This window comes from Pedobacter sp. JY14-1 (genome assembly GCF_029269825.1).
Classification (GTDB): domain Bacteria; phylum Bacteroidota; class Bacteroidia; order Sphingobacteriales; family Sphingobacteriaceae; genus Pedobacter.
Genome location: NZ_JARJHU010000005.1, coordinates 25258 through 50784 on the forward strand (window position 1 = coordinate 25258; position 25527 = coordinate 50784).

Below are 25527 nucleotides of genomic sequence, written 5' to 3' on the forward strand. Positions count from 1 at the left end.
ATACGAATCTGGTGCAGATTTGCACATTTCGCAGATACTTCGTCACCAGTTCAAACCTGGTCTTAACCCAGGCCAAAAGCCCGTTCACTGATCCTTGTCTGATGCCTGGCAGGTTCGGTCCTGTTGACGATCTTTCAATCTTTGCCTACCTGTTTAGCAATAAGGGCAATGAATACTGGCTCCGGTTCACTACGGTAATGGCCGAGAAGTTTTCTGGTTTGTCAACACTCACCGGACCGGTATACAATGCCGAATATACGTTCGGGCGGCTGCCATCTGTCGTGTAACGGATCTCCGAGCCTGCTACCGGGTTACTGAGGGTAATCCGATAACTACCATTTTGACGCGTCGTATCTGAAACTCCAGGTTCGGGCACACGGTAGCCATAACCCGCACGATCATACCGGTTGTAATGCCTGCGCATACGCTGTTCAAAACCGGTCCAGCTTTGCTGCGCTTTTGGTGTCCAGGTCACTTCTGCCAGTGATGCCATACGTGGCAGGGTCAGGTAATCGAAATATTTTTCAGAGCGGTTTTCATTAATGGGCGCCAGCTCCTGCAATACAGTGCCGTGGATAAATTGATCCGACCAGAGAGCGGCACTGGCCCCAAGAATCTGCGGACGGTACTTAATGTCCAGTCCGGGCAGCATCGGGTCCAGGGTATATGCTTTTTCCAGGGAGATGGGTTTCAGCCAGGTAGCCGCCTTAATTTCGCCAGGAGTAACACTTTCAGCTACATCGTAATAAGAATGACTGGTAAGGGTCATGATCGCATAGTGACCATTTTCTACTGCCTTAAGGGCCTTTTTCGGGTCATTCCAGATCATCCCTGCGACCTTTTGCTTCAGGCCATCTTCGATGATCTCATCCCAGCCAACTATGGTTTTGCCATATTTACCGACCATCTCCTGTACGCGCTGATTGAAATAGACCTGCAATTGCTTTTCTTCCTTCAGGCCCAGTTCGTTCTTTCGCTTCTGGCAACTCGGACAGGCTTTCCAGCGCTCATAATTGGCTTCGTCTCCTCCGATATGGATGTATTTTGACGGGAATAGTGCAAAGGTTTCCTTAAATACATCGGCCAGGAAGTCAAAAGTACTTTCCTTCCCGGCACAGTAGATTTCCTTACTGATAGAGTGCTGGGTCTGTACCTCATATTGCTCACCGGTGCAGCATAGGTAAGGGTAAGCAGCAATAGAAGCCAGGGCATGTGCAGGTAATTCAATCTCAGGGATAATATCAACGTTGTGCTTAGCAGCATACGCCACCATTTCCTTAATATCTTCCTGGGTATAGTAGCCACCGGTACGTTCCGCGCCAGTTCCTCGCCAGGCACCGATACTGGTCAGTTTGGGGTATTTTTTGATCTCCAGACGCCAGCCAGCATCGTCGGTGAGATGCAGGTGCAGGGTGTTCAGTTTGTACATGGCCATCATGTCGATGAAGTGCAGTACATATTCCTTGCTGAAGAAATAGCGGGCTACATCGAGCATCATACCGCGAAAGGCATATTGGGGGGTATCCTGAATGTCGGCACCTTTCACCTTCCAGTTCACGTTGCGCTGGCGGGTTTTACTGTAGATTTCCACAGGCAGCAGTTGCAGCAAGGTCTGGGTACCGTAAAATACGCCAGCGCTGGCACCGGCACTGATGCGGATACCTGCGCTGCTTACGCTCATGCGGTAGCCTTCCTTGTCCGGCGCGAAGGTCTTATCTAATGTCAGGACAATACCCGAAGTCTGTTCCGATTTGTATGGAAGTACCTGCAGGTCGAATCCGGTTGCCGGGGACAATACTTCTGCAAGCAGTTCTGCCTGAGGCCTCAGGCCAGCCTCATAATAAATTTTTGTATTGGGACTAAGGGTATAGTCGCTGCCGGTAGCGCGGATACTTTTCGGCAGGGGAATAATATCTGCGTGGGAACCGGTATTTTTCTGGGCAGATGCACCTAGGTGTAAACAGCAATACAACAGGGCCGTAGCAATGGCTGACTTCATACGTGTGTAATTTGGTTTTTGCAATGATACTCAAATTACCCTGCACACACCACCCCAGGCAAGATTAAAAACCGTGCAAACGTTTGATTTACATTACCGATAACGATGGTAATGTTCCAAAATCTTGTCAAAACAGATATTCAGCCAGGCAGAATAGTGATCAGGGTCTTGCTTTAGTTCACTACCCAGTTGCTCAAGACTGACATAGCGGTAAGCCGAGGCCTCCTCCGGGTTCAGGATCGGCATTTCGTCACTGTAACCAAAGAAGACATGGTCATATTCGTATTCTGTCAGGTTTTCCAAAGGTGCATGGTAAAGAAAACTAAATACACATTGCAATGAGCAGCTCATACCCATTTCCTGCTTGAGCCGCCGGTGAGCAGCGTCCAGTGTAGCTTCTCCGGGCTGCGGGTGGCTGCAGCACGTATTGGTCCACTTGCCACCTGAATGATATTTACTGAATGCACGCTGCTGAAGGAGCAGCTCACCTTTAGTGTTAAAGACAAAGACAGAAAAGGCCCGGTGCAGGTGGCCTTCAATGTGGGCCTGCATCTTACCCATCGTACCGGTGGGCTGGTCTTGTTCGTCTACGAGTATGACATCGTCGTTCATTTTTCTTCGTGTGTGTTAAGCCCGGTCTTCCTATCCTTTCAGCAACATGAAGACCAGGACCTTTACGGCAAAGATATAACGTCTGTATCCAGACCTGTATTATTTCTTCAATTTTGTCTTTGCAATGATATGTTAATCCTTTTGACAACATTAGCGCTGCTGCGGTATCAGCCCTGTTTTTACGGCGACGGCGAGCAACTGGCCATTGATCTTCACTTTTACTTTACCTGCCTGAGGCCCGGTAATGGTGTAACTGGTTACTTTACCTGCCTTCCAGCTGAAGCTAACGGTATAATTCCCTCTGGCCTTCAAACCTTTAACGCTGCCCTGTATTTTCCAGGAATCTGGTACGGCAGGCAGCAGGTCAATGAAACCATCGTGACTCTGCAGGAGCATTTCTGCAATACCAGCGGCAGCGCCGAAGTTGCCGTCGATCTGGAAAGGCGGGCCGGCAGACAGCATATTAGGGTACACGCCGCCACCCGCCCCGTAATTGATATCGGTACGGGAGGTAGGTTTCAGGATCTCCCGAAGCAGTTTGAAAGCGCGGTTGCCATCCTGAAGACGCGCCCAGAAAAGGAGTTTATAAGCGATAGTCCAGCTGGGGCCGTCGTCCCCCCTGACCTCAAGCGTCTTTCTCGCCGCGGCTGCCAGTTCGGGAGTAGCGGTCGGGGTAATCAGCGAAGCGGGATAAAGCCCCCAGAGATGGGAAATGTGACGGTGTTGCGGATCGGTCTCTTTATAGTCTTCCAGCCACTCCTGTATACGCCCGCTCGGGCTGATGACTCCAGGAGGCGGCACCAGTTTAAGTTTTTCCTCCAGTATCTTGCGGAACTCCGGGTCAATGCCCAGTGTTTTTGAGGCCGTGATCACGTTGTTGAACAAGTCACGTACAATCTGGTTGTCGATGGTGGGCCCCATGGAGACATTAGCCGTCCTGCCATTGGGCAGGTAAAAGGAGTTTTCGGGGGAAACAGAAGGTGAAGTAACCCACCAGCCCGTTTTCGGATCCTTGATCAGTGCATCGTTATAAAATTGGGCGGAACCCTTCAATACCGGATAAATGTTGTTCAGGTAATTTTTGTCCAGGGTAAAGGCATAGTGGTCCCAGAGGTTATTGCACAGCCAGCCGGAACCGGCATTGGCAACGCCCCAGGATGCGCTCTCTCCCGGCTCGGTAAAACCCCATACATTGGTGATCACATGAGCGATCCAGCCATTGGCATTGTAATAGGCTTTGGCAGTGCGTTCACCGGGTTTTACCAGTCCCTTCACCAGGTCGGCGAGGGGGAGGTTGAGTTCCGACAGATTGCTCACCTCTAACGGCCAGTGGTTCATCTGTACGTTGACATCCAGGTGATAGTCACCATTCCAGGGGGTATTGATCTCTTTTGCCCATAACCCCTGCAGGTTTGGGGGCAGCAGTCCTAACCTGGTGCTGCTGATGCTGAGGTAACGGCCAAACTGGTAGAACAGGGCCGGAAGTGCCGGGTCATCCTGGGCATTCTTATAGAACAGATTCAGGCGCTGATCAGTAGGTAAATGGCCTGACTTGCCCTGGCCAAGGTCGAGGCTTACGCGTTTGAACAACCTGCTGAAACGAGCGATGTGACGCTCCCTTTGCTGAATATATGGTTTATTCAATGCCGTGGAGAGTAGCTTTGCCGTTTCAGCCTTATAATCTTTCCCCCGGAAATTTGTGCCCGCGGAAACGATCAGGAGCAGTTCGTCTGCGCCTTTGACCTGCAGGCTGTTGCTGCCGGCAATTACCGTACCACCTGTTGCTTTTGCCTGTACGCGGGCGAGGTATTCCATTCCCCTGCCGTCGGTGCCATTATCCAGTTGCCCGTAAAACTGGAGTTCTTTACCTTCCATGCGGGTGGCATAGCGTTCCGCACGGCTCATACTGATTTGACAGCTGACGGCACCCGGAAGGTCAGCAGTGATGCGGATGATGACGACATCATCGTCGAAACTGGTAAAATAAGTACGGTAATAGTTCACACCGTTGTATTTGAATGTAGTCGTTGCCAAAGCATGATCCAGGGAAAGTTCACGGCGGTAAGACTGGAGACCAGTTGCAGCGGTGACTATAGGGTTGCCTGGATAAAGGTAGGTGATGTCCAGGTCACCGAGGGTCTGGAACTTACCCCATTGCGCGCCACCGGAACCAGGTCCTTTACAGATAAAATGCTGGTTGACCAGATCCTGGGCCTCATCATTTTTGCCTTCAAGGATCAGCCTGCGGATCTCGGGCAGACTTTTATGTGCTTCATAATTATTGGCATCCTGCGGTGAACCCGACCACAGGGTAATGTCGTTAAGTACAATCTTCTCTTTTTGTACGCCACCGTCCGGCGTCATGCCCAAACGACCATTACCCAGAGGAAGGGTTTCTTCCCAGATTTTTGCGGGCCGGTCATACCAGAGTTTCAGCGGCGGTTGCCGGGCAGCTGCAGAAAGACATATTGTGCAGAGAATCAGAGAGTAAATGAGCTTATAGCGGTTGATCGGTTTCAGTGTCATTACAAATGGTTTTATCTGGTATTATTTCGTCCTGGGAACAGGGATAAAAATAGAACAAAAACATGGCTGCCAAATGGACAAAGCTGAAAAAATAATGGATTAAACAGGCAGCTGATTACCAAATAAAAAAGGGTGCCCTTGAGGGACACCCTTGCTTACAGCCGAAGCTGGTGTTACTTATTTTTGACTTCGAGTGAGGTCACTTTGCTTCCGGTCTGACTGAACACGACATAGACATCATGTTTACCGGCAGCTGGTGTCAGCGCTGCAGAAGCAGTTTGTCCGGCAACTCCCGGAGCGGCGGACTGGCCAATGACCTTCCCCTCAGGACGATCCAGCCTAATCTCAAAACTGCCGGTGCCGGTCTTATCTGTGCCTTTCAGATCGATACCCTTCAGACCAGTGAGGTCGATGTTCTTCAGTTGAAGATAAGCGCCCTTGTCTTTTATCGTTGCAACGGTTTTATCACCGTTAAAGTCAACACCTCTGGAACCGTCGGTATGACTGACCAGTACCGTCGGATTGCGAAGTACGACAACACTTTCTCCGGTCTGGGCAGGGGCGGAAAGTGCACCACGGTCTTTATAAGCGGCGCGGAAGATGAACGAACCTTTATTGGTCTGTCCAGGTTGCTCATTGGTGGTATAGTTACCAGTAACCGGGAGATTTTTAGGCGCAGCTTTTTTCTCACTCAGGCTCAGTACATATTTCACGATCGAACTTACCTCTGCGTTCGACATTGAAGTATGTGCCGGCATCATGGCATCACCCCACACGCCTGCGCCACCATTGATCACTTTCTTGGTCAGCCTGTCCAGAGCACCGTTGTCCCCTTTGTATTTCAGCGCCACTTCTGTGAATGATGGTCCAAGTGAACGGGTGTCTACGGTATGGCAGGCATTACAGTCGCTCTTTTTGATCAGTGCCTTGGCACCTGCAAACTCTGCACCGGCATCCTGACGGTTCTGGTTCTGGGCCACTACGGTAAGGTCATATCCCTCTGAAAGGTAATTGATAGACACCGATACCTGTGCCGGGGAAATACGTTTGCTGGCCAGACTGCCGTCTTCTTTATCCGATACACTCACAGCATAGCTGACGGTATTGCCAGGAAAGAAGAAAGTACTGTTGCCTTTGGTAAAGTTGAAATTCACTACAGGAACTGCATTCCCCGCAGTGATGTCTACCGATTTGCTGTTTTTTGCACCTGAGGGATCGGTAACGGTCAACGTTGCCTTATACGTACCCGCTGTAGCGAGGATGATCTCCGGATTGGCAGTGGTCCTGGTCTGCACAAGCTTGCCGTTTTTAGTGATCTTCCAGTTGTAAGTCAGCACGTCGCCGTCCGCATCACGGGTACCTTTAGATGAAAGCTGTATTTTCAGAGGTAGTGCACCCGCTGTCTTGCTTGCCGATGCCTGTACTTCCGGCTTCCGGTTACCACCATTGTATTCTATCTTAATGAGCTCTGCTTCGGGAAGGTCCTTGAAATAGCCATTGCCATATTCCAGTATGTAGAGGCTGCCATCGGGGCCAAACTTCATATCGATCGGACCGCGAAGCACCAGGTTGGGCAGGAAACGTTCCATAGAAACATATTTACCGTCTTCATCAAAAGTGACGGCAAGCAGCCAGCCCCTCACCCAGTCAGTAATGATCCATTTACCTTCGTAATAAGCAGGAAAAAGGCTCTTTGCACCTGCCTTAAAGTCGGCAGCATGAAAGATCGGTCCACCTACTGCACTGCGGCCACCACTGCCCATTTCAGGAAACTCCTCGCTCAGGGCATAAGGATACCAGATAAAGGGGTCGGTAGTTGGCGGAAGTACATTCAGGCCGGTATTATTTGGCGAATTGTTCACCGGCTTCTGAGGATTCCACCATTCGCCGGATTCCTTAGTCGCGAAGTTATAATAGCGGTAGGCTTCCTTACCATTGAAATAAGGCCAGCCGTAGTTACCTGCCTTCTTGGCGATGTTGAACTCGTCATAAGACCTTGGGCCGCGGAGCTCGGAGGAATTGGAGCCATCAGGACCCACTTCGCCCCAGAACAGCCAGTTGTTCTTGCTGTCTATACTGAGTCTCCAGGGGTTCCTGTTGCCCATGGTATAAATTTCGGGACGGGTCTTGGGTGTTCCGGGAGGAAAGAGGTTACCCTTAGGAATGGTATAGCTGCCATCGGGCTCAGGATGGATACGCAGGATCTTCCCCCTTAGGTCATTGGTATTGGAAGAAGATTTCTGGGCATCGCGCGGACCCTCTCCAGGACGTTCGTCAATTGGGGTAAATCCATCGGAAGATCTGGAAAAAGTATTGTCTCCGGTGCTCAGAAAAAGATTGCCGTCTTTGTCAAACAGCATGCCTCCGCCTACGTGGCAGCATTCCTCACGTTGTACAACGACGTCCAGTACTTTCTTTTCGGTGGCCAGATCCAGTTTTCCGCCATTCCAGACGAACCTGGACAGGCGGTTTACGGATTCAGCCTTAGGTGAATAATAAATGTATATCCAGTGGTTTTTCGCATAATTCGGGTCCAGGATCACGCCTTGCAGACCGTCCTCGCCTTCCGAATGCTCACCACTCTTGCTCACATATTCCCGGCTTACATCGAATTCGGCAATCACCTGCATCTTGTTGGTCACCGGATCATATAATTTCAGTTTACCCTTACGTTCGGCATAAAGCACTTTTCCGCCATCCAGGATCTGAAACTGCATTGGCTCTTCCAGTTTCTGTTGCAGGACGACTTTAGTAAACCTGTTTTCGTCGGGTTTGGCTGTATTCTGGCCCTTGGCCATATATGCCGAAACCAACAACAGCGAAAAGACTGTTATTGGTTTCAGGAATGAAAATCTGGTCATGTATTATTTTGTTGCTGCGACGAGTTTACGGAAGTTGATCACGCTTGCAGCTACGTCTGCGCTGTTTGCCTCCCAGTTGTATTCATATTCTGCTGAGATCGCTCCTTTGAAGTTTTGTCGCTTCAGTTCTGCGATAACTCCGGGAATATCGGATACGCCTTCTCCCCAGTGTACGTCGTGTCCGTTCTTACCTTTTTCATGCAGGTCCTTCATGTGGGAGTGCAGTACGTGGCCATCCAGTTTCTTCAGGCACTCAACAGGATCTAACCCTGAACGTACCCAGTGACCGATATCTGCACAAGCACCGATGCGCTTGCTCTGGCCTTTGATGGCATTGAGCACGATATCAGGGTTCCAATAGTGTGATGGGTTCGGGTGGTTATGAATGGCTACATTGATCTGGTATTTATCTGCCAGGCGGGACAGTAAGGGAATATCCTTTTCATTGGGTTCAGATGTGATCGTATGGATGCCCATGTCCTTGCAGAATTCGAACAGCTTGATCCAGTCGGCCTCATTGCCGGCACCGGTAACCCCGAAGGCAACAACCTTTACATTATTGGCTTTCAGTAGCTCAAGAACGGCCTTACGCTTGGCCGGGTCCATATCCGGGCCCATCGTGCCTTCTATCCCCCCGCCGATCTTCTGACCGGGAAAGGCTTCGACGTAACGCAGGTTACAGCTGTCAATCTTCTTAACAGCCTGGGCAAAAGTAAACAGCCTGAAGGTATACGCTTGCGAGCCCAGTTCCCAACCCAGCTTGGCTTCCGGGTTTTTAGGAGCAGAACTGTCGCCCGATTTCATGCTTTTACAGGCGCCCAAAGCGGCTACCAGAGTCAATCCGAAGAAAATTTTCCTGTTGAGGTTCTTCGCTTTACGAATAGTTTGTACTTTAAAATTCATTGGTGTGTGAAATTTGGTTATTAGGTGGTCTGATGACCCTGGGGGCCTAATATAGAATTTTTAAAGCGACATGCAGCTATGTAATAATAAAATTAAGGAAGTGTATTGTAATTGAAGTTGGCACGTCCGGCGGGTGCCGCATCGCCGCTTAGCCAGAAATCCATGATATCGTTTTCGTGCTGCAGATTATCTGCAACCTTGAAACCAATACTGAAATCCTGATGGAGGAGGCCAAGCAGCGCCTTGGGTATGCGGATTTCCAGTTGGTTGCCCTTTACTGCGTAATCGACCTCGCCGGCCAGCTTCCAGTTCCAGGCATAGTCGGTTTTTTCTATAAATGCCTTTTTGCCAGGACTGTGTCTGTTGACGACGAAATCATAGCCCTCCCAGCCTGTATTCCTGTTCATATCCACATCAATGAACAGTTGCATCCAGTTGGGGCCTGTACGGGGGCTGATGGCTACCGCGGTCTCGATATAAAAGTAAATGTAGTCATTATCCCTGGCCACCCTGGCACCAGTAATGTCGTTGCGGCCGGTCTTGTTGGTATAATGCAGGTTGCCCCAGCCACGACTGTCTCGGTGCAGGGTATTGCCTTTGTAAGCGCTGAATTCAGGACTGACTTTGTTCCAGTCTGAGAAATTGCCGTCTATGCGGATGGTACGGGGTGCGGATACTTCCTGAGGCTTTGCCATGCCTTTAAACCTGCGGATATTTGCGATCATCTGGTAATAATAATTGTCGCCGTGCCCTCCTTTCATGATCTCGATGTCCCTGCTTCCCTCCTGGTCAAATTCATCCGGAAAGGCATTGGACTGTTTCATCCAGGTTTCGTACCTCCCGGCTATCCATTCGTTCCAGCCGGTAATGAAGATAAATTCAGGATCGATCTCGAGGGCCCTGTCCCACTGCTCCTGGAAATTATAACCATAGTTAACGGCCCCAGGTTCGCTGATGTGACCTTTCTGATAAGTATAGCTGCGACCAAAGGCACCAGGCGCGTTCATCGCAGTGAGGCCCCGCTCCTTAGACCAGTTCTGAGCCACCCCAACTACGGCCTGTTCATAGCCCTTCTTAGTCTTAACGAAACCATGCTGCGGAAAGATCTCCAGCCAGCCCCAGTGGTCTTCCTGCTGCGGCCCCTTGTCATAAACGGGCTGTCCCGGCCGAAAGGTGAAGAAATTGCTGATGTCTTTGTTGTCGCGTGCAGCGCCCGGGTAAGCCATAATGAGCGGTTTTCCTTTCCAGTAAAACCAAAGGTCTTTATACAGTGCCTTGCTATACAAGTCCTTATAAAGTTCGGCGATACTCTCCGCCGCACCCGGTGTAGGCCCGAAAGGGAGCATAAAAGCGATCTTCGGAGTATTTACCCCGTCTTTCCTGGCTCTGGAAAAGACTTCACATAGCTTCAGGTAAGATTCCTTCCAGGTCATATTCCCATTGGTACAATCGAAGATGATGACATCAACTGCCGCATCGGCGAGCATTTCGGCATGTTTGCGCAATACCCATTCATCGGTATTGATGTAATAACCAAACAGGGGTTCTGCCCAAAACCAGGGACTATTCGTCCGGGGCCAGATAGGATCCTGGTAGTTTTCTTTAGCTTTAGGATTTCGGGACAGGTATTCTGTGGTATTAAAAGGGGCATGACCTTCGCTCTGGCGGGTATGCCAGGTCCAGTAAAAAAGCCCGATAAACTTATCTTTACGCTGCGGACCGGTTTCTTTATAGGCGGGGAGTACTCTGCCCAGGGCGTCGGTAGCTGCGAAGTCTGCGCCAGCTGACTGGCCTTTTGCGGCTATGCCTGAAATAACTACTATTATAATACACAAATACCTGTTTTTCATTTATTTGATTTACTATATAAAAATCTATACTTAAATCTAGAATTAGGTGCTGAATCGCCCTTATCCATGAAATCCATGGCCTGGCCCCGAAGGGGTACGTTATCTGCCCATTTGAAATCCAGGGTAAATTCAGGAGCGGTGAGTCCAAGCAGTTTGCGGGGAATACGCAATTCGAGTTCATTGCCTCTGGCTGAGTAACCGGCGCTGCCTATAGTCTTCCAGTTCCAGCCGCCGGTACTTGCCTGAACAATAGTACTGCCGGGGCTTTTGGGTTTTGCATTGACCAGGAAGTGGAAGCTTTCCCAGTTGGGCCGGTCTTCTGTACCGATGCTAAGGTAGAGCCGCATCCAGTCGGGACTGTTCCAGGAGCTTAAGTGAGCCGCTGTCTTTACATAAAAGGAAATGTACTGCTGATCGACAGCTATTTTGGCCTGAACGATGTCGTTTCTGCCGCTGACATTGACATATTCCATGTATCTCCCCCATCCGGGATGTTTCCGGTGAAAGGTATCGCCTTGTTCATCGGTGTAAATGGCCTTGACCGACTGCCAGTCGTCAAATGTGCCGTCGATGTTGATGGTATTGCTTTGGGTATAAACCAATGGCGATGTACTGCCCTTGAACCTGCGGATACCTGCGGTCATCTGGTAGTAGTAGTTGTCGCCAAAGCTGCCGTTGACCGGTTCGGCATCGCGGCTGTATTCTTCATTATAAAGGTCTACAAAATAGGTTTCGCCTTTTTTGATCTTTTTCCCAAGGAAATGACTGGAAGCGCCATCATCAAAACGCATGGCCACCCATTCGTTCCAGCCGGTGATGAAAATAAATTCCGGGTCAACGGCCAGGGCCTGCACCCATTGCTCATTAAAGTAAAATCCTTTTTCAGAACGTGGGTTTACCGGCTCCCTTCCGTCGTGAAAGCTCCGTCCTATATTGCTCATCGGATGTTCGGCGATGCTGACGCTGATCTGCTCCGGTTTATCCGGAGACTCGTGCCACCCATATGACTGCGGGGTATGGTCTACCCAGGTCCATTTGTCCATTCCATTCCCAAACCATTCCTGTCCCTTACTCCAGGCCCATGATTGCCGGAGTGTAAAGAACTGTTTTACTTCCTCATTTTGACCTTCGGCCGGTGCGAGCAATAATGGCTTTCCTTTCCAGTAAAACCAAAGGTCTTTAAAGCGTCCCTTCGCATAAATGTGCTCATACAGCTGGTTCACGGTCGATACTGCGTGAGCATTGGTAATGAAAGCAAGTGATGGTGTTGAAATGCCATTTGCACGGAGTTTCTGGTAGGTCTGGGCAATTTTGGTTACCTGGGGCAGATATGTAGCGGCATTGGTAACATCGAGGATCACGACGTCGACCCCCGCATCTGAAAGCATTTGCGCATGTTTGCGGATCACCCATTCATCGTCCGACAGATAGTAGCCAAAATAAGGTTCTCCCCAGTAATGGAAGGCATGTACCGGGCCATACCGAGGACTGTCTGGATTGGCTTTCAGGAGCTTGGAGATGTCATAAGGACTCAGGGTGTCCGAAGGCTTTTTTGGCATGATACCACCGTCAGGGGCATTGCCGCTATGCTGATCATAGCCATGTGCACCATGCCAGATAAAATAGAAGACACCTACATAGCGGTCTTTACGCGGTGCACGATACTGCCCTACAAAGCGCCCGAGCGCGTCAGTGGCCACCCACTGGTCATTTTGCGCTGCGGTATTACCAGCAATACCAAAACACAAGAGGAGGAAAATTGCAAGCTGTAGCTTCATAGGTTGGCCCTGATGATCTTTATTGCTTTCGGAGCCATGATGTCAGACTGCACCTTTCCGTTTGCAAGTCTGGTATGTTTCACCTTAATGATGCCATAAGGTGTTGGAAAACTGCCTTCTGCAAATTTAAGGTCGCCGAGGTGAGGCTCAATCCTCACTGTCTTACAACCAGGTTCCATTACTTTGAAGCCCAGTACATGCTCGCTCAGCCAGGATGTTGGTCCAGATGCCCAGCCATGTGAGAGACTATGGCGAAACCCGACATAACAGTAGGCGCCATAGGCACCGTGAATATCTATCTTGCCTTCAGGCACGAGTTCATCAATACGGCCTGCATTTTTTATCCATTCCATATTGAAGTCCTCCCAGAAAGTAGTTGCACCCAGGTCGAGCATCGCACCCCAGTAAGTTTTGATAATGTCTATGGCACCCTGGTAATTACCTGCTTTGGCCATCGCTTCCAGCATATAATAGCCGTAAAAGGTCGAGAAGTTTTTAGCCCCGCCTTCTGCGATCACTTCATTGGCTTTCTCCGCAGGCATCATCCCCGACAGGGAAAGCAGGGCTGCGGCTTGTTTGGAACCGTTAATATCGGGTATATACTTGCGCATCCTTACGGCTACCGCTTTGTATTTGGTAGCCGAAGCATTGTCCTTCAGGATACCGCATATCTCGGAACCGGCATCGAGGGCGATGACCATCAGCGCTTGAAGTCCTGCATGGATAGCCGGTTTGTTTTCGCTGGAAGGCCAGTCAAGAAACCTGCCGTCGAGGGTCTCGCTGTTCTTATCGTCCACCTTGGTACTCAGAACGTCCAGCAATTGTATGAGATAATCTTTTTGCTTTCGCAGGTAGCTGAGATCGCCATTGAATTTATAAAGGTCCCGGTGAATGATGATCCACCACATAGAATAGGCGCTGATGCCATTCATCCATTGGGTGGGCGGCGTGATATCACGAACGAGGTCAAGGCTTTTAGGCACGACATCGTTATAGCCAAATACATTACTGATGGTGGTCACCTCCGGATGCATGTCGCCGACCCATACTAGACGGTCGCGCTTAATGCCGTCCCAGAGGTATTGCTGCATGTTCAGATGTACGGTATAGGCACCGGTTTCCCAGATTTTATTCAGGCGCTCGTCGCTGCTCTTAAAGGAACCCAGGTAAGGGATATTACGAAAGATAAACGCCGCACGGACTTCTTTCAGCAACAGCTCAGCATCTGCCTCTGACAGGTCGATGCGCACAAAACGGAAGCCGGTATTGCCGATGTCCAGCACACCTAACCAGGGGACTTCTACGGTAAGATCGCGGATAGCATGGTCATTAGTGGCATTGGTCTTGCCTCCAAGATCGGCCATAGCCTCTGCTGCCGATTCACCGAAGCGGACGCGGATCTTAACAGGCCCGTTCTTTTTCATCATGCCGGTGACGATCTGCAGACCGCCGTGGAGTTCCCTGCCAAAATCGAGCAGGATGGCGCCTTTATGCCGTGCGTCGCTGGTAAGTGTAACCATATCGCGGTTGACAAGCTCTCCCTGGCCATTGCCTGGCTTGAGTAGGTTCCTGGCGTCTTTTACGTATTTTCCCGTTTTGTCGCTTTGCCACAGAACCCTGGTTGGGCTGAGGTAGACTCGGGTGCGTGTATCGGTTTCCATTCCTGCAGGTTTTTCTTTAAACACCAGTGGCAACTGTTGCGCCCTGCTGCCGAAGCCAAAAAGAAAAAGAAGAAGAGTTATGTTGATTTTCATGTTGTATGACAGATTTTTTTTTTATTTAATATTGAACGGAGCTAAGCGTTACAGGGCCGCGCAGCCCTGAAGGTTGCAGTTTGCTGTCGGGCCGGTAAGGGTTGTCACCAGACCAGGTCCTGCGTTCCGAAACGGGAAGTTTACTGTCGCCGATGAGCCGGTTGACCCAGGTGTTCGCCACCGAGATCTCTACCTGATTGTCACCTTCCTGAAGAAGATCAGTAACCTCCACCCTCCAAGGATAGGTCCATGCCCCACCGGCATCTTTTCCGTTGAGCTTTACTTTGGCCATAACACTGACCTCGCCGAGATTAAGGAAAACCCGTTCACCTGGTTTTGGTTTAGCCGCTTTAAAGCTATTGTGGTAAACTGCTGTTCCGGAATAGTACTTAATGCGTTCATCTGCGTTGACCGACCAGTCGGTAAGCTGGTTAAACGTAACCGGTGCCGCAGGTCCGCGCATCTTGCTATGATCGAAGGTTACCTGCCATGGTCCCTTGATGCTTGAAATTGTTTTTTCCCCGGGATAATTGACATGGCCTGCCCCTATGGATGAGGCGGGCTTCCTGAATACGATAAAAGCACTTTCCAGTGGCCCCAGTTTTAAGGGTACACGGGTGCCGGCACCGTTTGAAGTATATTCGGGCAGCAATCTGGTTTTACCGGTAATGGCGTCCCAAAGCTCGGGTTGCCTGGCGATGACCTTAAAGGTGGCATCAAACTGCTGTATGGTTTCGCTCTGGTTGCTGATAAAATAGATTTCTTCATCTGCTGTTTGGCGGTGAATGTAAAGTACAGGTACATCGTCTTTAACCTCAAAATCGGGCCTGATCTTTAAGGCATCTAATGCGGCCTGCATATCAAGTCCGGACATAACCGTACCTTTCCCGTAACTATCGGTCTTTATGGAACCACCGTCCACTTTGCCCCAGATTTCCACAGCAAGTTTACGCACTTCATCGTCGGCTGCCGGGAAGCCGCTAAGACTCGGCGAGCGTTTCGGTGCAGGCCCCAGAATGTGGGCACCGGCCTGTACCAACGCTTTGATCTTACGCAGGAGTTCGGGCCGCATAGTCTCTAGTCTGGGCAGTACGAGCAAACTGTAGCTCATGCCATCGGGCAGTACCATTTTACCGTTCTCTACCTTTAAGCGGTTTTCGATCACTTCGGCATTAATGTAATCAAAGGAATACCCCTTAGGTAGGGCCGGATCGGTGACACCTGTCATCTTGGGAGCGTCTTCTCCGATAAAATAAGCAACATCTGCGGCATAAAGTCCCTGTTGTAACAGATAGTTTGATCTTTTCAGGTAGGCGGTGAAAAGATCAAGATATGGAAACCAGGTATTGTGCCGGTTAAATTCGTTGCCAAAATTGGCATTGATGCCTGGGACAATGTCGTCGCTGGGCTGCTGGATATACACATGCAGCAGCGTATTGTTGATGCCTTCGGTGAAGAAGCGGTCACCGCGCTGCTTCATGACATAGGGATACCGGGCATAGGTCTTACCGCCCGCGGTAAAGGATTCTGCGGACACTTTTTTCTTTCCATAAATATGCGCTGCTGAAGATGCAGCCCGGTTTTCGATATTGCCCAGTTCGCCTTCGCTCCAGAACTCGCCTCCGATCTCGTCAGACTGTCCGCCGTATTGCAGGAATTCTCCGGGGAAACCCCAGTGACCATAATTTTCCAGCCAGGTATGTAAGCCATGTTTATGACTGATGTCGCGCAGTCCCCCGACATAATCATAGGCTACACGGTCTGCGATGAAACGGCGCAGATCCCAAAGAAACCGGTCGGATTGGTCCGGGCTTCCTACTACCTTCCCTTTCATTACGGGCAGGTAAGGTAGCGGGTCATAACCAAAGGCAGCCTTGAATTTACCGATCATGCCGTCTGTCCAGTTCTGACCGCCGGTTTCGTAACTGTCCTCGACTGTTACCTTCCAGGTCTTGCGGTCTGCAGCAGGTATGCGTCTGATGATCTCGCCAAGGAAGGCATCGAAATGGCTGGCCACATGTGCTCTGCTCATTTTATCAACTTCCAGTCCGGTGCCCTCTGGCGAGGCAGGGCCATTTTTAACTCCTGTAGGCAGCATTCCGCTACGCATAATGACCCATTCTCCGGCCGGTACAGTCCATTTCAGGGTGCCGTTTCTGTCCATTTTGGCACTGAGGTCAATCACCGTGGCAGCATCGATCGCAAGAGATTGGTCACTGAGCTCTGCCTGTTCCGGCCATTGGTACTCATGCCAGTAAGGCAGGGGTGACTGGAACATTTTGGCCAGTGTCTTTTCGGTATAGCTTTCCATTACCGGGCCGGTGTTTAACTGTAGCTCCGCAATGCCGAATTCAGATGACGTATCAGTGATCAGGAGTCGGAAATGGTCTGAAGTAATTGCAGGAAAGGATATGGCCACGGGGCCATAAGGATCAAAACCAACGTTGAGGTTGTCATTACTCCTGTCGATCACAAAACGTTTGATGGTCTGGTAACTGCCGCCGGTTTTAGCCTGGAGTTCAGCATGGGCAGTCAGACGTTTGTGCAATGGATAAACGATCATGCCCCGGATTTCAGTGGAGACAGGCAGCACCAGGTCAATAACCGCGTTCTTTGCACCCTCAAAAGCAGTGCTGGTATTGTTGTCCTGATCGGCCATGTTACCGGGGTTCTTCAACGCGATATCCGTATTGATCTTAATATTCTTGACCGGGCCTGAATGAACTGGTGTCCTATAAGCAATGACCCGAACGTCCTGAAAATCGCCTGCTGGCTTTTCCAGACGGACATTCAGTTGCTGCGGACCCTTTACATTGAGTTCGGTACCAGTGAAGTAACGCATAGCCTGACCTGGTTTGATCCAGGGACCTCCCGACTGGCTCCAGCCGGGGCTGTTAAATATACCGATCTCGATATTGAGTTGGGTAGCGGTCTTGAGCGCAGTGTGGAGGATGTCCCACCATTCTTCGGATAGAATCTTCACTTTGCCATAAGGAGTGGTCTCATAACCGATATTGCCGATGAAAGCACGGTTAATACCGACACTTTTCATTGCATGGAGGTCTTTGACGACGCCTTCCTTAGAAATATTATCGGACATCCAATACCAATATACACTGGTTTGTATAGAATCGGGCGGATGGGTAAAAGCAGCTTCCAGCACTGAGGCATGTTCAGCAGATGGACTTTGGGTAACAGTCTTTGCAGGATGACAGGCGGCAAAGAAACCGGTTACTAAAAGCAGATGGATACTCTTTCTCAAGTTAAACGGATTTTGTATGTCTATATTTGGTTCTGACCAATATAGTACAAAGCCCGAAAAACAGCATCCTGTACCTACCTGCCTGTCACAAAGCCTTTACATTCAGGTTATCAATGGTGGCCAGGCAATCGTAAGATCTAAGGCCTATGGTGCCTGAGCTGAACTCGTTATCCGTTACCGAAATGATGGGCTTGTTCATATGCTCAAAATATACACTGATCCTTTCTCCCCTGGCCTCTATCCTGATGTGATAGATCCGCTCTTTACGGAGATCACGGCTGTATTCCTTAAGCAAGGTCCATTTCCTTGCAGACGCTTTACCCAATTGGATTTTTCCGCTTTCTACATCTATGCCTACATAATAGCCGTTGTAGGCATCAGCTCCCAGGTTTTGTCCGGACACCCTGAAGATCAGTCCGGCATTACCGCCGGAAGACAGCTTAACAGTTGCTTCATAACTGAGATCGCCGAAATGGACATTGGTGGGAATAGTTTTCACACCATGGATACCATAACCCCAGGAACCTTTGTTGGAGGCCGAATGGATGGCACCATCCTTAATAAACCACTGTCCGTAATTGACCCAGTTGTTCAGGGTGCCGTTGGTGAAATCTTCACGAAATGTTTTCAATGCTGGTTTTGGCGGCCCGATCACCGGAAAATTACTTATCCTGATATTTTCTGATCCATAAGGTGTCAGGGTCACCTCTTCCACAGGCTGATCGGAAGTTACAGGACCGGACGGCACTTCTTCTGCATGCATCTCATTATCGGATATTTTCCAGAAGGGTAGTCTTTTAGCCTTTAATTTCAGGGTAACAGGTGTTGTAGCCTGTTCAAACGGGTTCTCCGGCATCGGCTTCTGCTGTACGCTGACAGATTGTGCAGGTTCCCCACGGTCAATAATCAATGCATAATTCCAGGCTGATGCTGGTCTTACTTCGTAATCAAAAAAGCCTTTGACCGGATGTTCCTTCCGTATGGAATAGTCAGCATCTATTTTCAGGCTATAAACAAGGGGGCCACGAGCTACCGTGACGGAATTGTTCAGCTGGCGGGAAAAGATGACCTTCATTGGAAAATTCAGTATGATCTGGTCACCTTTCTTCCAAGTTCTGCTGAGTACGAAAATACTGCCTTTCTTAACACCTGCTATTCTTGCACTGTTAACCTTAATTTCAGGTGCGGCACACCATTCAGGTATCCTGAGTTTTAAAGGGAATGCAGCAGGTTGCTCGGGGTTGACACCGATTCTGATCTGTTCTTCAAACGGATAATTAGTTTCTACATTGAGTTTCACGGGAACACTGCCCGCAACGACAGCGTTTACCTCTACTGGTGCATAAGCGATGACTGCCAGTCCTTTATCTGGTGTAGCAGCCCAGCTGTTCTTGACAAAATAGGGCCAGCCCATGTGCATGTTATACCGGCAGCAGCCCATACCGGAATAAGGACTGAGCAGGATACCGCCATCGTAGTCTTCATCGAAGCCGCTGTTACCATGCTTGCAGAACAACTGATTGGGTTGGGTATAATACAGGTGTGATCTGATATCCCTGCTGAATTGCGCGGGGAGGACATTAAATGCGATCTTCTCCAGCCTGTCGCCTGTAGCAGCATCTTGCGTGATCCTGGAGGCAGTCTCCAGGCTTTGCATCCACTCTACGACGGTACAGGTCTCTACCCCCTGGAAGGAACTTTTGCCGGAAAGGAACTCGGTACCGGAGGCGATGATACCCGCCAGGCCATGGTCTCTGATCAGGTGATTGATCCCCTTTGCAGTAGCCTGCTGGTACAAAGGGCTATGGTTCAGTTGCCCGTAAACTACAGGAAATTTGAGTGCCTGGCCTACGCTTACGCTGTGTTTGGTATGAAAATCGTCTCCCTGGTAATAAAAGGCATTATCGGTATAAATATTTGCCCAGGGATAGGCCTGCTGATCCAGCTTTTGTGCCAGCGCAAGGAGTAACTGGTCTCCGGTCTTATTGTAAAGCCAGAAAACCAGTTCTATATTGTCTGCCGTCCTTGACTTGCTCCATTCGTAAAGTGGCATTTTGTCGAGGTTTTCCAGTTGGTATCTGAAGTATCGGGTAAAAAAAGGAATTACTTTTTCGTCTCCGGTCGCCTCATAATAGCTTTGTATTGCATACATCATGGGCATCCTTGGCCACCAGTCCTTCATTTTTTCCGGCCCGAAGGAGCCATCGGCATGCTGGTTGTCTAGTGTCCAGCGGATCCATTTCAGTGCACGTTCCTTAAGAACGGCATCATCAAGGGTATAGGCTAAGGCGATCAGGCCCTTCACATAATAAGGCACACGCTCCCAGCCCGATCCCTTACCGCCAAGCCAGTCGGAACCCGGCCCCAGGTTATCTGCTTCAGGATAAAGCGCTTCAGCATGGCCGGTTGCGCCGTCACGTTGCAGTTCCAGTTGTTTCAGCAACCAGCCTTTGGCCCGGATGCTGCCCAGCGGCAATTGTACGTTACTGCCGGCAGTCAGTGGTGCCCGGTTATAGTCATAACTTACCGCATGCTGCTGTGCGCCGGTAAAAAGGAAAGCACCCATTAGCAAACTGGTCAGCAAAGTAATTTTCAGCATTGTATATAGAGGTGTGATCGTGGTTTCACCCCAAATATACTAGAACTCCCCTTCTATTTCCCAACCTTTTCTGTATTTACGCCTTAAATACTGGTCCGCTTTCGGATAGTTGGGAAACTTCAAACGGGCAGCGTCCCACTCCAGCAGTTGTCCCGGCACTCTGATCGCTACAGTGCCCAACAGGATGGCCTCGGTCATCGGGCCGGTCTGTGCAAAATGAGATTCCGTTTTTTCTCCACCCAGGCAGGCATCTACAAAGTGATGGTAATGGTTACGGCCTTCAAATTTCCTGATTGTCTTATCACGGAATTTTTCTTCTGGCAGCAATACGGGTTTTTCTCCGCCATGCGGGATCAGTAATGCACCCTCAGTGCCGACGAGCATCGCACATTCAGCCGGATATGCCCCCACCGTATATAGATTTCTTACTTCCTTTGGCGGATAAAACTCGCCGTCGAACCATTCCAGGGTCAGTTTGTCGGAGGCGGTATAGCTGTTACCCGGAAAAACCCAGGTGATATGGTCGCCCTGTGGCCAGTTATCCCTGAAACGCTTCGGATCGTTTTTCCAGGATTGCTGCACTTCTGCTTTTACCGACAATGGTGACTTGAGTCCAAGCCCTTTCCATACGGCATCGAAGATATGACAACCGATGTCTCCCGACCAGCCGGTACCAAAATCCTGCCATGCCCTCCAGGTTGCCGGATGATAGATCGTCGGCGCATAAGGCCGCAAAGGTGCGGATCCTGTCCAGAGCTCCCAGTTCAGGTTTGCAGGTGGTTCCGCTGGTGTTTCCGGACGCGGGCCTTGCAGACGGATGGACTCTATCCCCGGACGGTTAGAACACAGATAGATATGTTTTATTTTTCCGATCACTCCGTCCTTGAGGAGTTGTACACCCGTACGGTCGCAGGAACTGGAGGCAATCTGTGTACCCAGTTGTGTAACGACCCCTGCTTTTACAGCTGCCCTGGTCAGCGACCTGACTTCGGCGACGTCATGACAAAGTGGTTTTTGACAATAGACATGCTTGCCTGCCCTGATCGCACGGTAAGCTGCTGAAAAATGCGTATGATCGGGTACAGATACATTGACCGAATCGATGGCAGCCGCTTCCTTTTTCAGCATTTCGCGCCAGTCGGAATAGGTCCTGACACCAGGCAGGCCTTCTGCCGCTCTTTTCAGCGCATCACTGTCCACATCACAGATGGCTACGATCTCTACATTCGGGTGTGCTTTGAAATTGCTTAAGTCATAGGCTCCCATCCCTCCTACACCTATACAGGCATGCCGGAGCTTCCCTGCCTTTGTCTGTCCCTTGGCCAGGGAATGCATGAATATTGACGGAGTAATGGCAGCTACAGCGGCCGATTGCAGAAATTTTCTGCGGGAAACTTCTTTTTTCTGATTGTCCATAATCATTCAGGGTTTAATTTGGCATTTGGTTGTCAAGCCATTAGGTTTATTTCAAATATAACGAATTGCGTCTTGTATATACAAGAAGAACAGCAAATAAAATATAGAACGTTTAGTCTATAAAATTAAAGTATAGAACATTTAATCTATAATTTGAATTTATAGAGCTTTTAGCCTATATTAGTAAAAGTTAAATGCAAAACAATGAGCAATAAGGCAGTCATTACAGGAGACATTATCAATTTTACAGGCATGCCCCCTGCAGGGAGACAAAGCCTGACAGCGCAGGCAAAGAAATTGTTCGATTCTTGGCTCAAGGTCGGCTCGCATGCAGAAATCTTCAGGGGAGACAGTTTCCAGTTGCTGCTGGACGATCCCGAGCAGGCAGTACCCAGGAGCATACAGCTTATTTGCTGGTTCATGAGCTACCCTGTGGGTAAAGACGATGTTCAGTTAGGATCCAGAATATCGGTCGGCATTGGTGAAGTAGCCTATGAAGGCAAAAACGTACTAAGCTCGGACGGGGTAGCGTTCCATCTTTCAGGAAGGCATTTTGACACGATGAAAACAGGTGAATTCCTGATCGTACATACTGGAGATGAAAAAAAAGACAAAGCGATCGAAACTATACTTATCTTCATCAATAAATACATTGCCAGCTGGACCAGGGCGCAGGCAGAAGTGATCTTCCAGGCGCTGGACGGAAAGACGCAGCAGGAAATCGCGGCACATCTTTCCTTATCACAGCCTTCTGTAAACAGCAGGCTGAAATCGGCAGGCTGGAAGGAACTGGAACCCGCGGTAAGGTATATCGGCTCGCTGGTAAAGAATCAATAAATCTGTAAAAAATGGAAGTAAACTTACTGTTAAGGCTCATCGTCGCTCACCTGCTTACCGACTTTGTACTACAACCAAAAAGCTGGGTAAGAGACCGGGAAGCGCGTCAGGGGAAATCAGTTAAACTATACCTGCATGTCACACTAACCACATTGATAGCTTACCTGTTTTCGGGTTTGTACGACAATTGGGTGATCCCAGTAGTAATCTTCGTTAGTCATCTGCTCATTGATTACCTGAAATCAAAAACAAGCAAAGATAATTTCGGCTATTTCATCACAGACCAAACGGCACACCTTGCGGTGATCGTGATACTATGGGCTACACTGGAGCATAACCTCGAAAATCTCTGCAATATGGGAAGCCTTTTATTCGGGAGCCAAAAGTTCTGGGCCATTACCGCAGGATACGTATTTGTGAGCTGGCCTTTAGGTATCATCATTGGCAAAGCCACACAGAAATGGCGAGACCAGATTGCGGCTGAAAGACAAAAGACAACTAAAGACAGCAATTACGGGCCCCAAGCTGAAGACGAGGGTTGGAAAACAAATACCCGGTATGAAGAACAGGAACTCGGGCTTGCCAGCGCCGGAAAATGGATCGGTATCTGCGAACGTGTACTGATCCTCACTTTTGTGATCATGCAGCAATATACGGCGATAGGTTTCCTCATGACAGCCAAATCCATACTCAGATTCAGTGAAAAGGAGACCAATACCCAACTGAAGACGGAATATATCCTGGTAGGCACACTGGTCAGTTTTGCTTCTTCTGCAATGATCGGGGTGCTGATGAACGTTTTTCTGAAATAAGACTAAAACCAGAAATCTTACATCAGGTTGCCATTATCGGTCATAAATACCCTTGTACTTTCGGTATACTCCTTCCCGTTTGCGTCCAGGTATTTAAGATCCACATAAAAGGCCCGGTAACCAGAAACCGGATAAGGCTGTACGACACTTATTTTTGACTTGTGGCTAATCCCCAGGCTCCTGAATTCCCATTTGTCGTTCCTGAAATCCTGGTCCGGAGAATCGGCATGCCAGACAATCACATCAACAAGTTTATCCGCGGTAGCCTGAACGTTCACCTCAATCCCTTTTTTACCCTCCATAACTTTCCATGAACAGAGTGGATAAGGCTGCTTTTTCAGGGTAAAGCCAAAAAATGCGCTCAATGTAGTCATGGCCTCCGCGCCATTACCAAGACTATGACCCACATTAGGCACATAATGCAACAGGTTCTGTCCAGGTATGCTATCGTAATAGTTTTTTACATTGTCTATAGGCCAGTACTCATCGTTAGTGCCCATTACCAACATTTTAGGCATGGTCAACACCTTGCGGTAGGCATAAGGATCGATCATGGTGGCCAGGTCATTAATAGCCCCCTTGCTCATGTCCTGTACAAGCCCAAGCTTCACATAATCTTCAATCTGCACACTGTAGTCCTTCCATACCTTTATCTGGTAATTCATGCTTACGGGGATGTTCAGCATATCAATTACCATCGGCGCAATAGCCGCCACACGCTTGTCGCTGGCACCCGTAAGCCAGGTAGTCCACCCACGCTTAGATGCGCCTGAAACAACAAACCTGTTGATGTCCTGCTTCAGCTCCTTCTTGCTAAATTCCTGGACTGCATCCATCGCCCGGATTGCGGATTTAACCATCGGAAACAATAACGGCCAGCTGTAGTCTCCGTCCTTTTTGAAATTGTGCAGGGTATAAGAAATCAGCGCATCTTCGGTAAGACCGTTATAAAGCGGTTGGTTCGGGGTCTGTTTTAAAAAGGCAACCACTGCATGGTTACCTTCAGCGATAGCAGAGAGGCTGGAAGTGAGCCCATCAGCGTTCGATGTCCAGTTGGGCATGCCTTCAGAACTAATGCTTCCACCAGTAATAAACAACAACGCACCATCAGATTTTACCTCGGCAGGTACAAGGACAGTAAGTTGATGTGTCCATTTGTGCTCCCGCCATTGCTGAGAGATCAACAGGAAATCGTATGCCCTAACCGAACCTACAGGGTAGGTCTTCTTAATCGTCCAGCTATAGCTTGAATCGTTATTGCTGAGATAATGGTTCAATGCAGTAGCAGGGGTTATCTCTTCCTGTGCCAGCAAAGGCCTTCCTGATAACAAAAGAAACAGGAAAGCCGTGGCCGTAATTATTTTTTTTATGATCATATCTGGTTTTATTTAAAATTGATTCCTTTCAGCCAAAACAGGCACCTGCCAAACCATTCTTCAAAAGCAGGATATTTAAGAAAACCATGTTCTCCCTTTGAATAAATATGTAGTTCTGCTGGGACTTTATGTTGCTTTAATGCCTGATAAAAAACTTCTGCATTGGCCACAGGCACTATGGTATCGTCTGCTGCATGAATTATGAATGCGGGCGGCGTATTGTCCGTTACATGAAACTCGTTAGAGAAATTACGGACGAGTTCCTTTTCCTGCACAGAGTTTGGCGGAAGGACACCCAAAAGATTGTTCCTAGATCCCTGATGCCCGATGCTGTCTGTAAAACTGATCACTGGATACATAAGGATCAGAAAATCAGGTCTGAGACTAATATGGTCAGGGTTACTGATGACTGCTTTTTCAAAATGAGTGGCCGCGGTAGCTGCCAGATGACCTCCTGCAGAGAACCCCATCACACCTATTTTTTCCGGATTTATACCCCATTTACGAGCGTTCTGCCGCACAAGTAATATTGCCTGTTGTACATCCTGCAAAGGGCCGACAGACCGCTCTTTCATGATCCTGTCAGATGGAAGCCGGTATTTAAGTACGAACGCCGTAATTCCGGCACGATTAAAGGCACGCGCCACATCAGTTCCCTCGCGTTTGGTAAGCAAAAGGTGATAACCACCCCCCGGACAGATGATCACCGCCTGTCCGGTCGCCGCTTCCTTTTCAGGAAGAAAAACCTGTAAAGTGGGTTGTGTCACCATTCTGGCCAATGAATCCACATCTTTATCAAACCAGACTTCTTCCTTGTCTTTAACCGGCTTGGCGCCAGGTACGCCATTAGCATAAAGTCGTATCACCTGGGAAAAGGACGGGGCATATAAAAGAAGCAGCAGATAACTTAATAAAAAATGTTTTAGCTTTCGCATATGCGTA

Annotated in this window: 15 protein-coding genes; 2 read left to right on the forward strand and 13 right to left on the reverse strand. The window is 49.3% G+C overall.

Going from position 1 to position 25527, the window contains the following annotated elements:
• Positions 1–145: 145 nt before the first annotated feature.
• From P2W84_RS10605 to P2W84_RS10655, 11 genes are all read right to left on the reverse strand, one after another.
• On the reverse strand, positions 146–1999 hold the full coding sequence (locus tag P2W84_RS10605) for a family 20 glycosylhydrolase (protein ID WP_276090111.1): 1854 nt from the start codon (positions 1997–1999) through the stop codon (positions 146–148).
• A 93-nt stretch (positions 2000–2092) separates the two neighbouring features.
• Complete coding sequence (idi, locus tag P2W84_RS10610) at positions 2093–2611, reverse strand: isopentenyl-diphosphate Delta-isomerase (RefSeq protein WP_276090112.1); 519 nt, start codon at positions 2609–2611, stop codon at positions 2093–2095.
• A gap of 150 nt (positions 2612–2761) precedes the next feature.
• Entirely contained in the window at positions 2762–5137 is a 2376-nt protein-coding gene (locus P2W84_RS10615; RefSeq protein ID WP_276090113.1) for a glycoside hydrolase family 95 protein, read from the reverse strand.
• Between the two features lie 173 nt (positions 5138–5310).
• Positions 5311–7998: a PQQ-dependent sugar dehydrogenase gene (locus P2W84_RS10620; RefSeq protein WP_276090114.1), complete on the reverse strand. Its 2688-nt coding sequence runs from the start codon at positions 7996–7998 to the stop codon at positions 5311–5313.
• A 3-nt stretch (positions 7999–8001) separates the two neighbouring features.
• A complete protein-coding gene (locus P2W84_RS10625; protein WP_276090115.1) occupies positions 8002–8901 on the reverse strand; it encodes a sugar phosphate isomerase/epimerase in 900 nt (299 codons plus the stop codon).
• Positions 8902–8993: 92 nt separating this feature from the next.
• Positions 8994–10751, reverse strand: coding sequence for a hypothetical protein (locus P2W84_RS10630; RefSeq protein WP_276090116.1), 1758 nt, complete (start codon positions 10749–10751; stop codon positions 8994–8996).
• The gene (locus P2W84_RS10635) at positions 10748–12529 is read right to left on the reverse strand and encodes a hypothetical protein (RefSeq protein WP_276090117.1); all 1782 of its coding nucleotides are present in this window, start codon (positions 12527–12529) and stop codon (positions 10748–10750) included. Before P2W84_RS10635 ends, P2W84_RS10630 begins: the two co-directional genes overlap by 4 nt.
• Positions 12526–14283, reverse strand: a complete 1758-nt coding sequence (locus P2W84_RS10640; protein ID WP_276090118.1) for an alpha-L-rhamnosidase C-terminal domain-containing protein — start codon at positions 14281–14283, stop codon at positions 12526–12528. Before P2W84_RS10640 ends, P2W84_RS10635 begins: the two co-directional genes overlap by 4 nt.
• A gap of 25 nt (positions 14284–14308) precedes the next feature.
• Positions 14309–17545: a glycosyl hydrolase gene (locus tag P2W84_RS10645; RefSeq protein ID WP_276090119.1), complete on the reverse strand. Its 3237-nt coding sequence runs from the start codon at positions 17543–17545 to the stop codon at positions 14309–14311.
• Positions 17546–17630: 85 nt separating this feature from the next.
• Positions 17631–20144, reverse strand: coding sequence for a beta-L-arabinofuranosidase domain-containing protein (locus P2W84_RS10650; RefSeq protein WP_276090120.1), 2514 nt, complete (start codon positions 20142–20144; stop codon positions 17631–17633).
• A gap of 39 nt (positions 20145–20183) precedes the next feature.
• Positions 20184–21560 carry a Gfo/Idh/MocA family oxidoreductase gene (locus P2W84_RS10655; RefSeq protein ID WP_276090121.1) on the reverse strand — a complete coding sequence of 459 codons (1377 nt, stop codon included), beginning with the start codon at positions 21558–21560 and terminating at the stop codon, positions 20184–20186.
• 204 nt (positions 21561–21764) lie between these two features.
• On the opposite strand from P2W84_RS10655, the gene P2W84_RS10660 reads away from it, so the two are divergent.
• Both P2W84_RS10660 and P2W84_RS10665 read left to right on the forward strand, forming a co-directional pair.
• Entirely contained in the window at positions 21765–22397 is a 633-nt protein-coding gene (locus P2W84_RS10660; RefSeq protein ID WP_276090122.1) for a hypothetical protein, read from the forward strand.
• A gap of 11 nt (positions 22398–22408) precedes the next feature.
• Positions 22409–23209 (forward strand): DUF3307 domain-containing protein, encoded by an 801-nt coding sequence (locus P2W84_RS10665; protein ID WP_276090123.1) that lies wholly within the window; start codon positions 22409–22411, stop codon positions 23207–23209.
• A gap of 17 nt (positions 23210–23226) precedes the next feature.
• Here P2W84_RS10665 and P2W84_RS10670 read toward each other — a convergent pair whose 3' ends face one another.
• Positions 23227–24585 carry a PhoPQ-activated protein PqaA family protein gene (locus tag P2W84_RS10670; protein ID WP_276090124.1) on the reverse strand — a complete coding sequence of 453 codons (1359 nt, stop codon included), beginning with the start codon at positions 24583–24585 and terminating at the stop codon, positions 23227–23229.
• 8 nt (positions 24586–24593) lie between these two features.
• Positions 24594–25520 carry an alpha/beta hydrolase gene (locus P2W84_RS10675; protein WP_276090125.1) on the reverse strand — a complete coding sequence of 309 codons (927 nt, stop codon included), beginning with the start codon at positions 25518–25520 and terminating at the stop codon, positions 24594–24596.
• Positions 25521–25527 lie beyond the last annotated feature (7 nt).

Coding starts and splice junctions, on each gene's coding strand:
- P2W84_RS10675 (WP_276090125.1), bottom strand. CDS start 25,520: ATGCGAAAGCTAAAACATTTTTTATTAAGTTATCTGCTGCTTCTTTTA.
- P2W84_RS10630 (WP_276090116.1), bottom strand. CDS start 10,751: ATGAAAAACAGGTATTTGTGTATTATAATAGTAGTTATTTCAGGCATA.
- P2W84_RS10605 (WP_276090111.1), bottom strand. CDS start 1,999: ATGAAGTCAGCCATTGCTACGGCCCTGTTGTATTGCTGTTTACACCTA.
- P2W84_RS10620 (WP_276090114.1), bottom strand. CDS start 7,998: ATGACCAGATTTTCATTCCTGAAACCAATAACAGTCTTTTCGCTGTTG.
- idi (WP_276090112.1), bottom strand. CDS start 2,611: ATGAACGACGATGTCATACTCGTAGACGAACAAGACCAGCCCACCGGT.
- P2W84_RS10665 (WP_276090123.1), top strand. CDS start 22,409: ATGGAAGTAAACTTACTGTTAAGGCTCATCGTCGCTCACCTGCTTACC.
- P2W84_RS10615 (WP_276090113.1), bottom strand. CDS start 5,137: ATGACACTGAAACCGATCAACCGCTATAAGCTCATTTACTCTCTGATT.
- P2W84_RS10635 (WP_276090117.1), bottom strand. CDS start 12,529: ATGAAGCTACAGCTTGCAATTTTCCTCCTCTTGTGTTTTGGTATTGCT.
- P2W84_RS10670 (WP_276090124.1), bottom strand. CDS start 24,585: ATGATCATAAAAAAAATAATTACGGCCACGGCTTTCCTGTTTCTTTTG.
- P2W84_RS10625 (WP_276090115.1), bottom strand. CDS start 8,901: ATGAATTTTAAAGTACAAACTATTCGTAAAGCGAAGAACCTCAACAGG.
- P2W84_RS10650 (WP_276090120.1), bottom strand. CDS start 20,144: ATGCTGAAAATTACTTTGCTGACCAGTTTGCTAATGGGTGCTTTCCTT.
- P2W84_RS10660 (WP_276090122.1), top strand. CDS start 21,765: ATGAGCAATAAGGCAGTCATTACAGGAGACATTATCAATTTTACAGGC.
- P2W84_RS10640 (WP_276090118.1), bottom strand. CDS start 14,283: ATGAAAATCAACATAACTCTTCTTCTTTTTCTTTTTGGCTTCGGCAGC.
- P2W84_RS10655 (WP_276090121.1), bottom strand. CDS start 21,560: ATGGACAATCAGAAAAAAGAAGTTTCCCGCAGAAAATTTCTGCAATCG.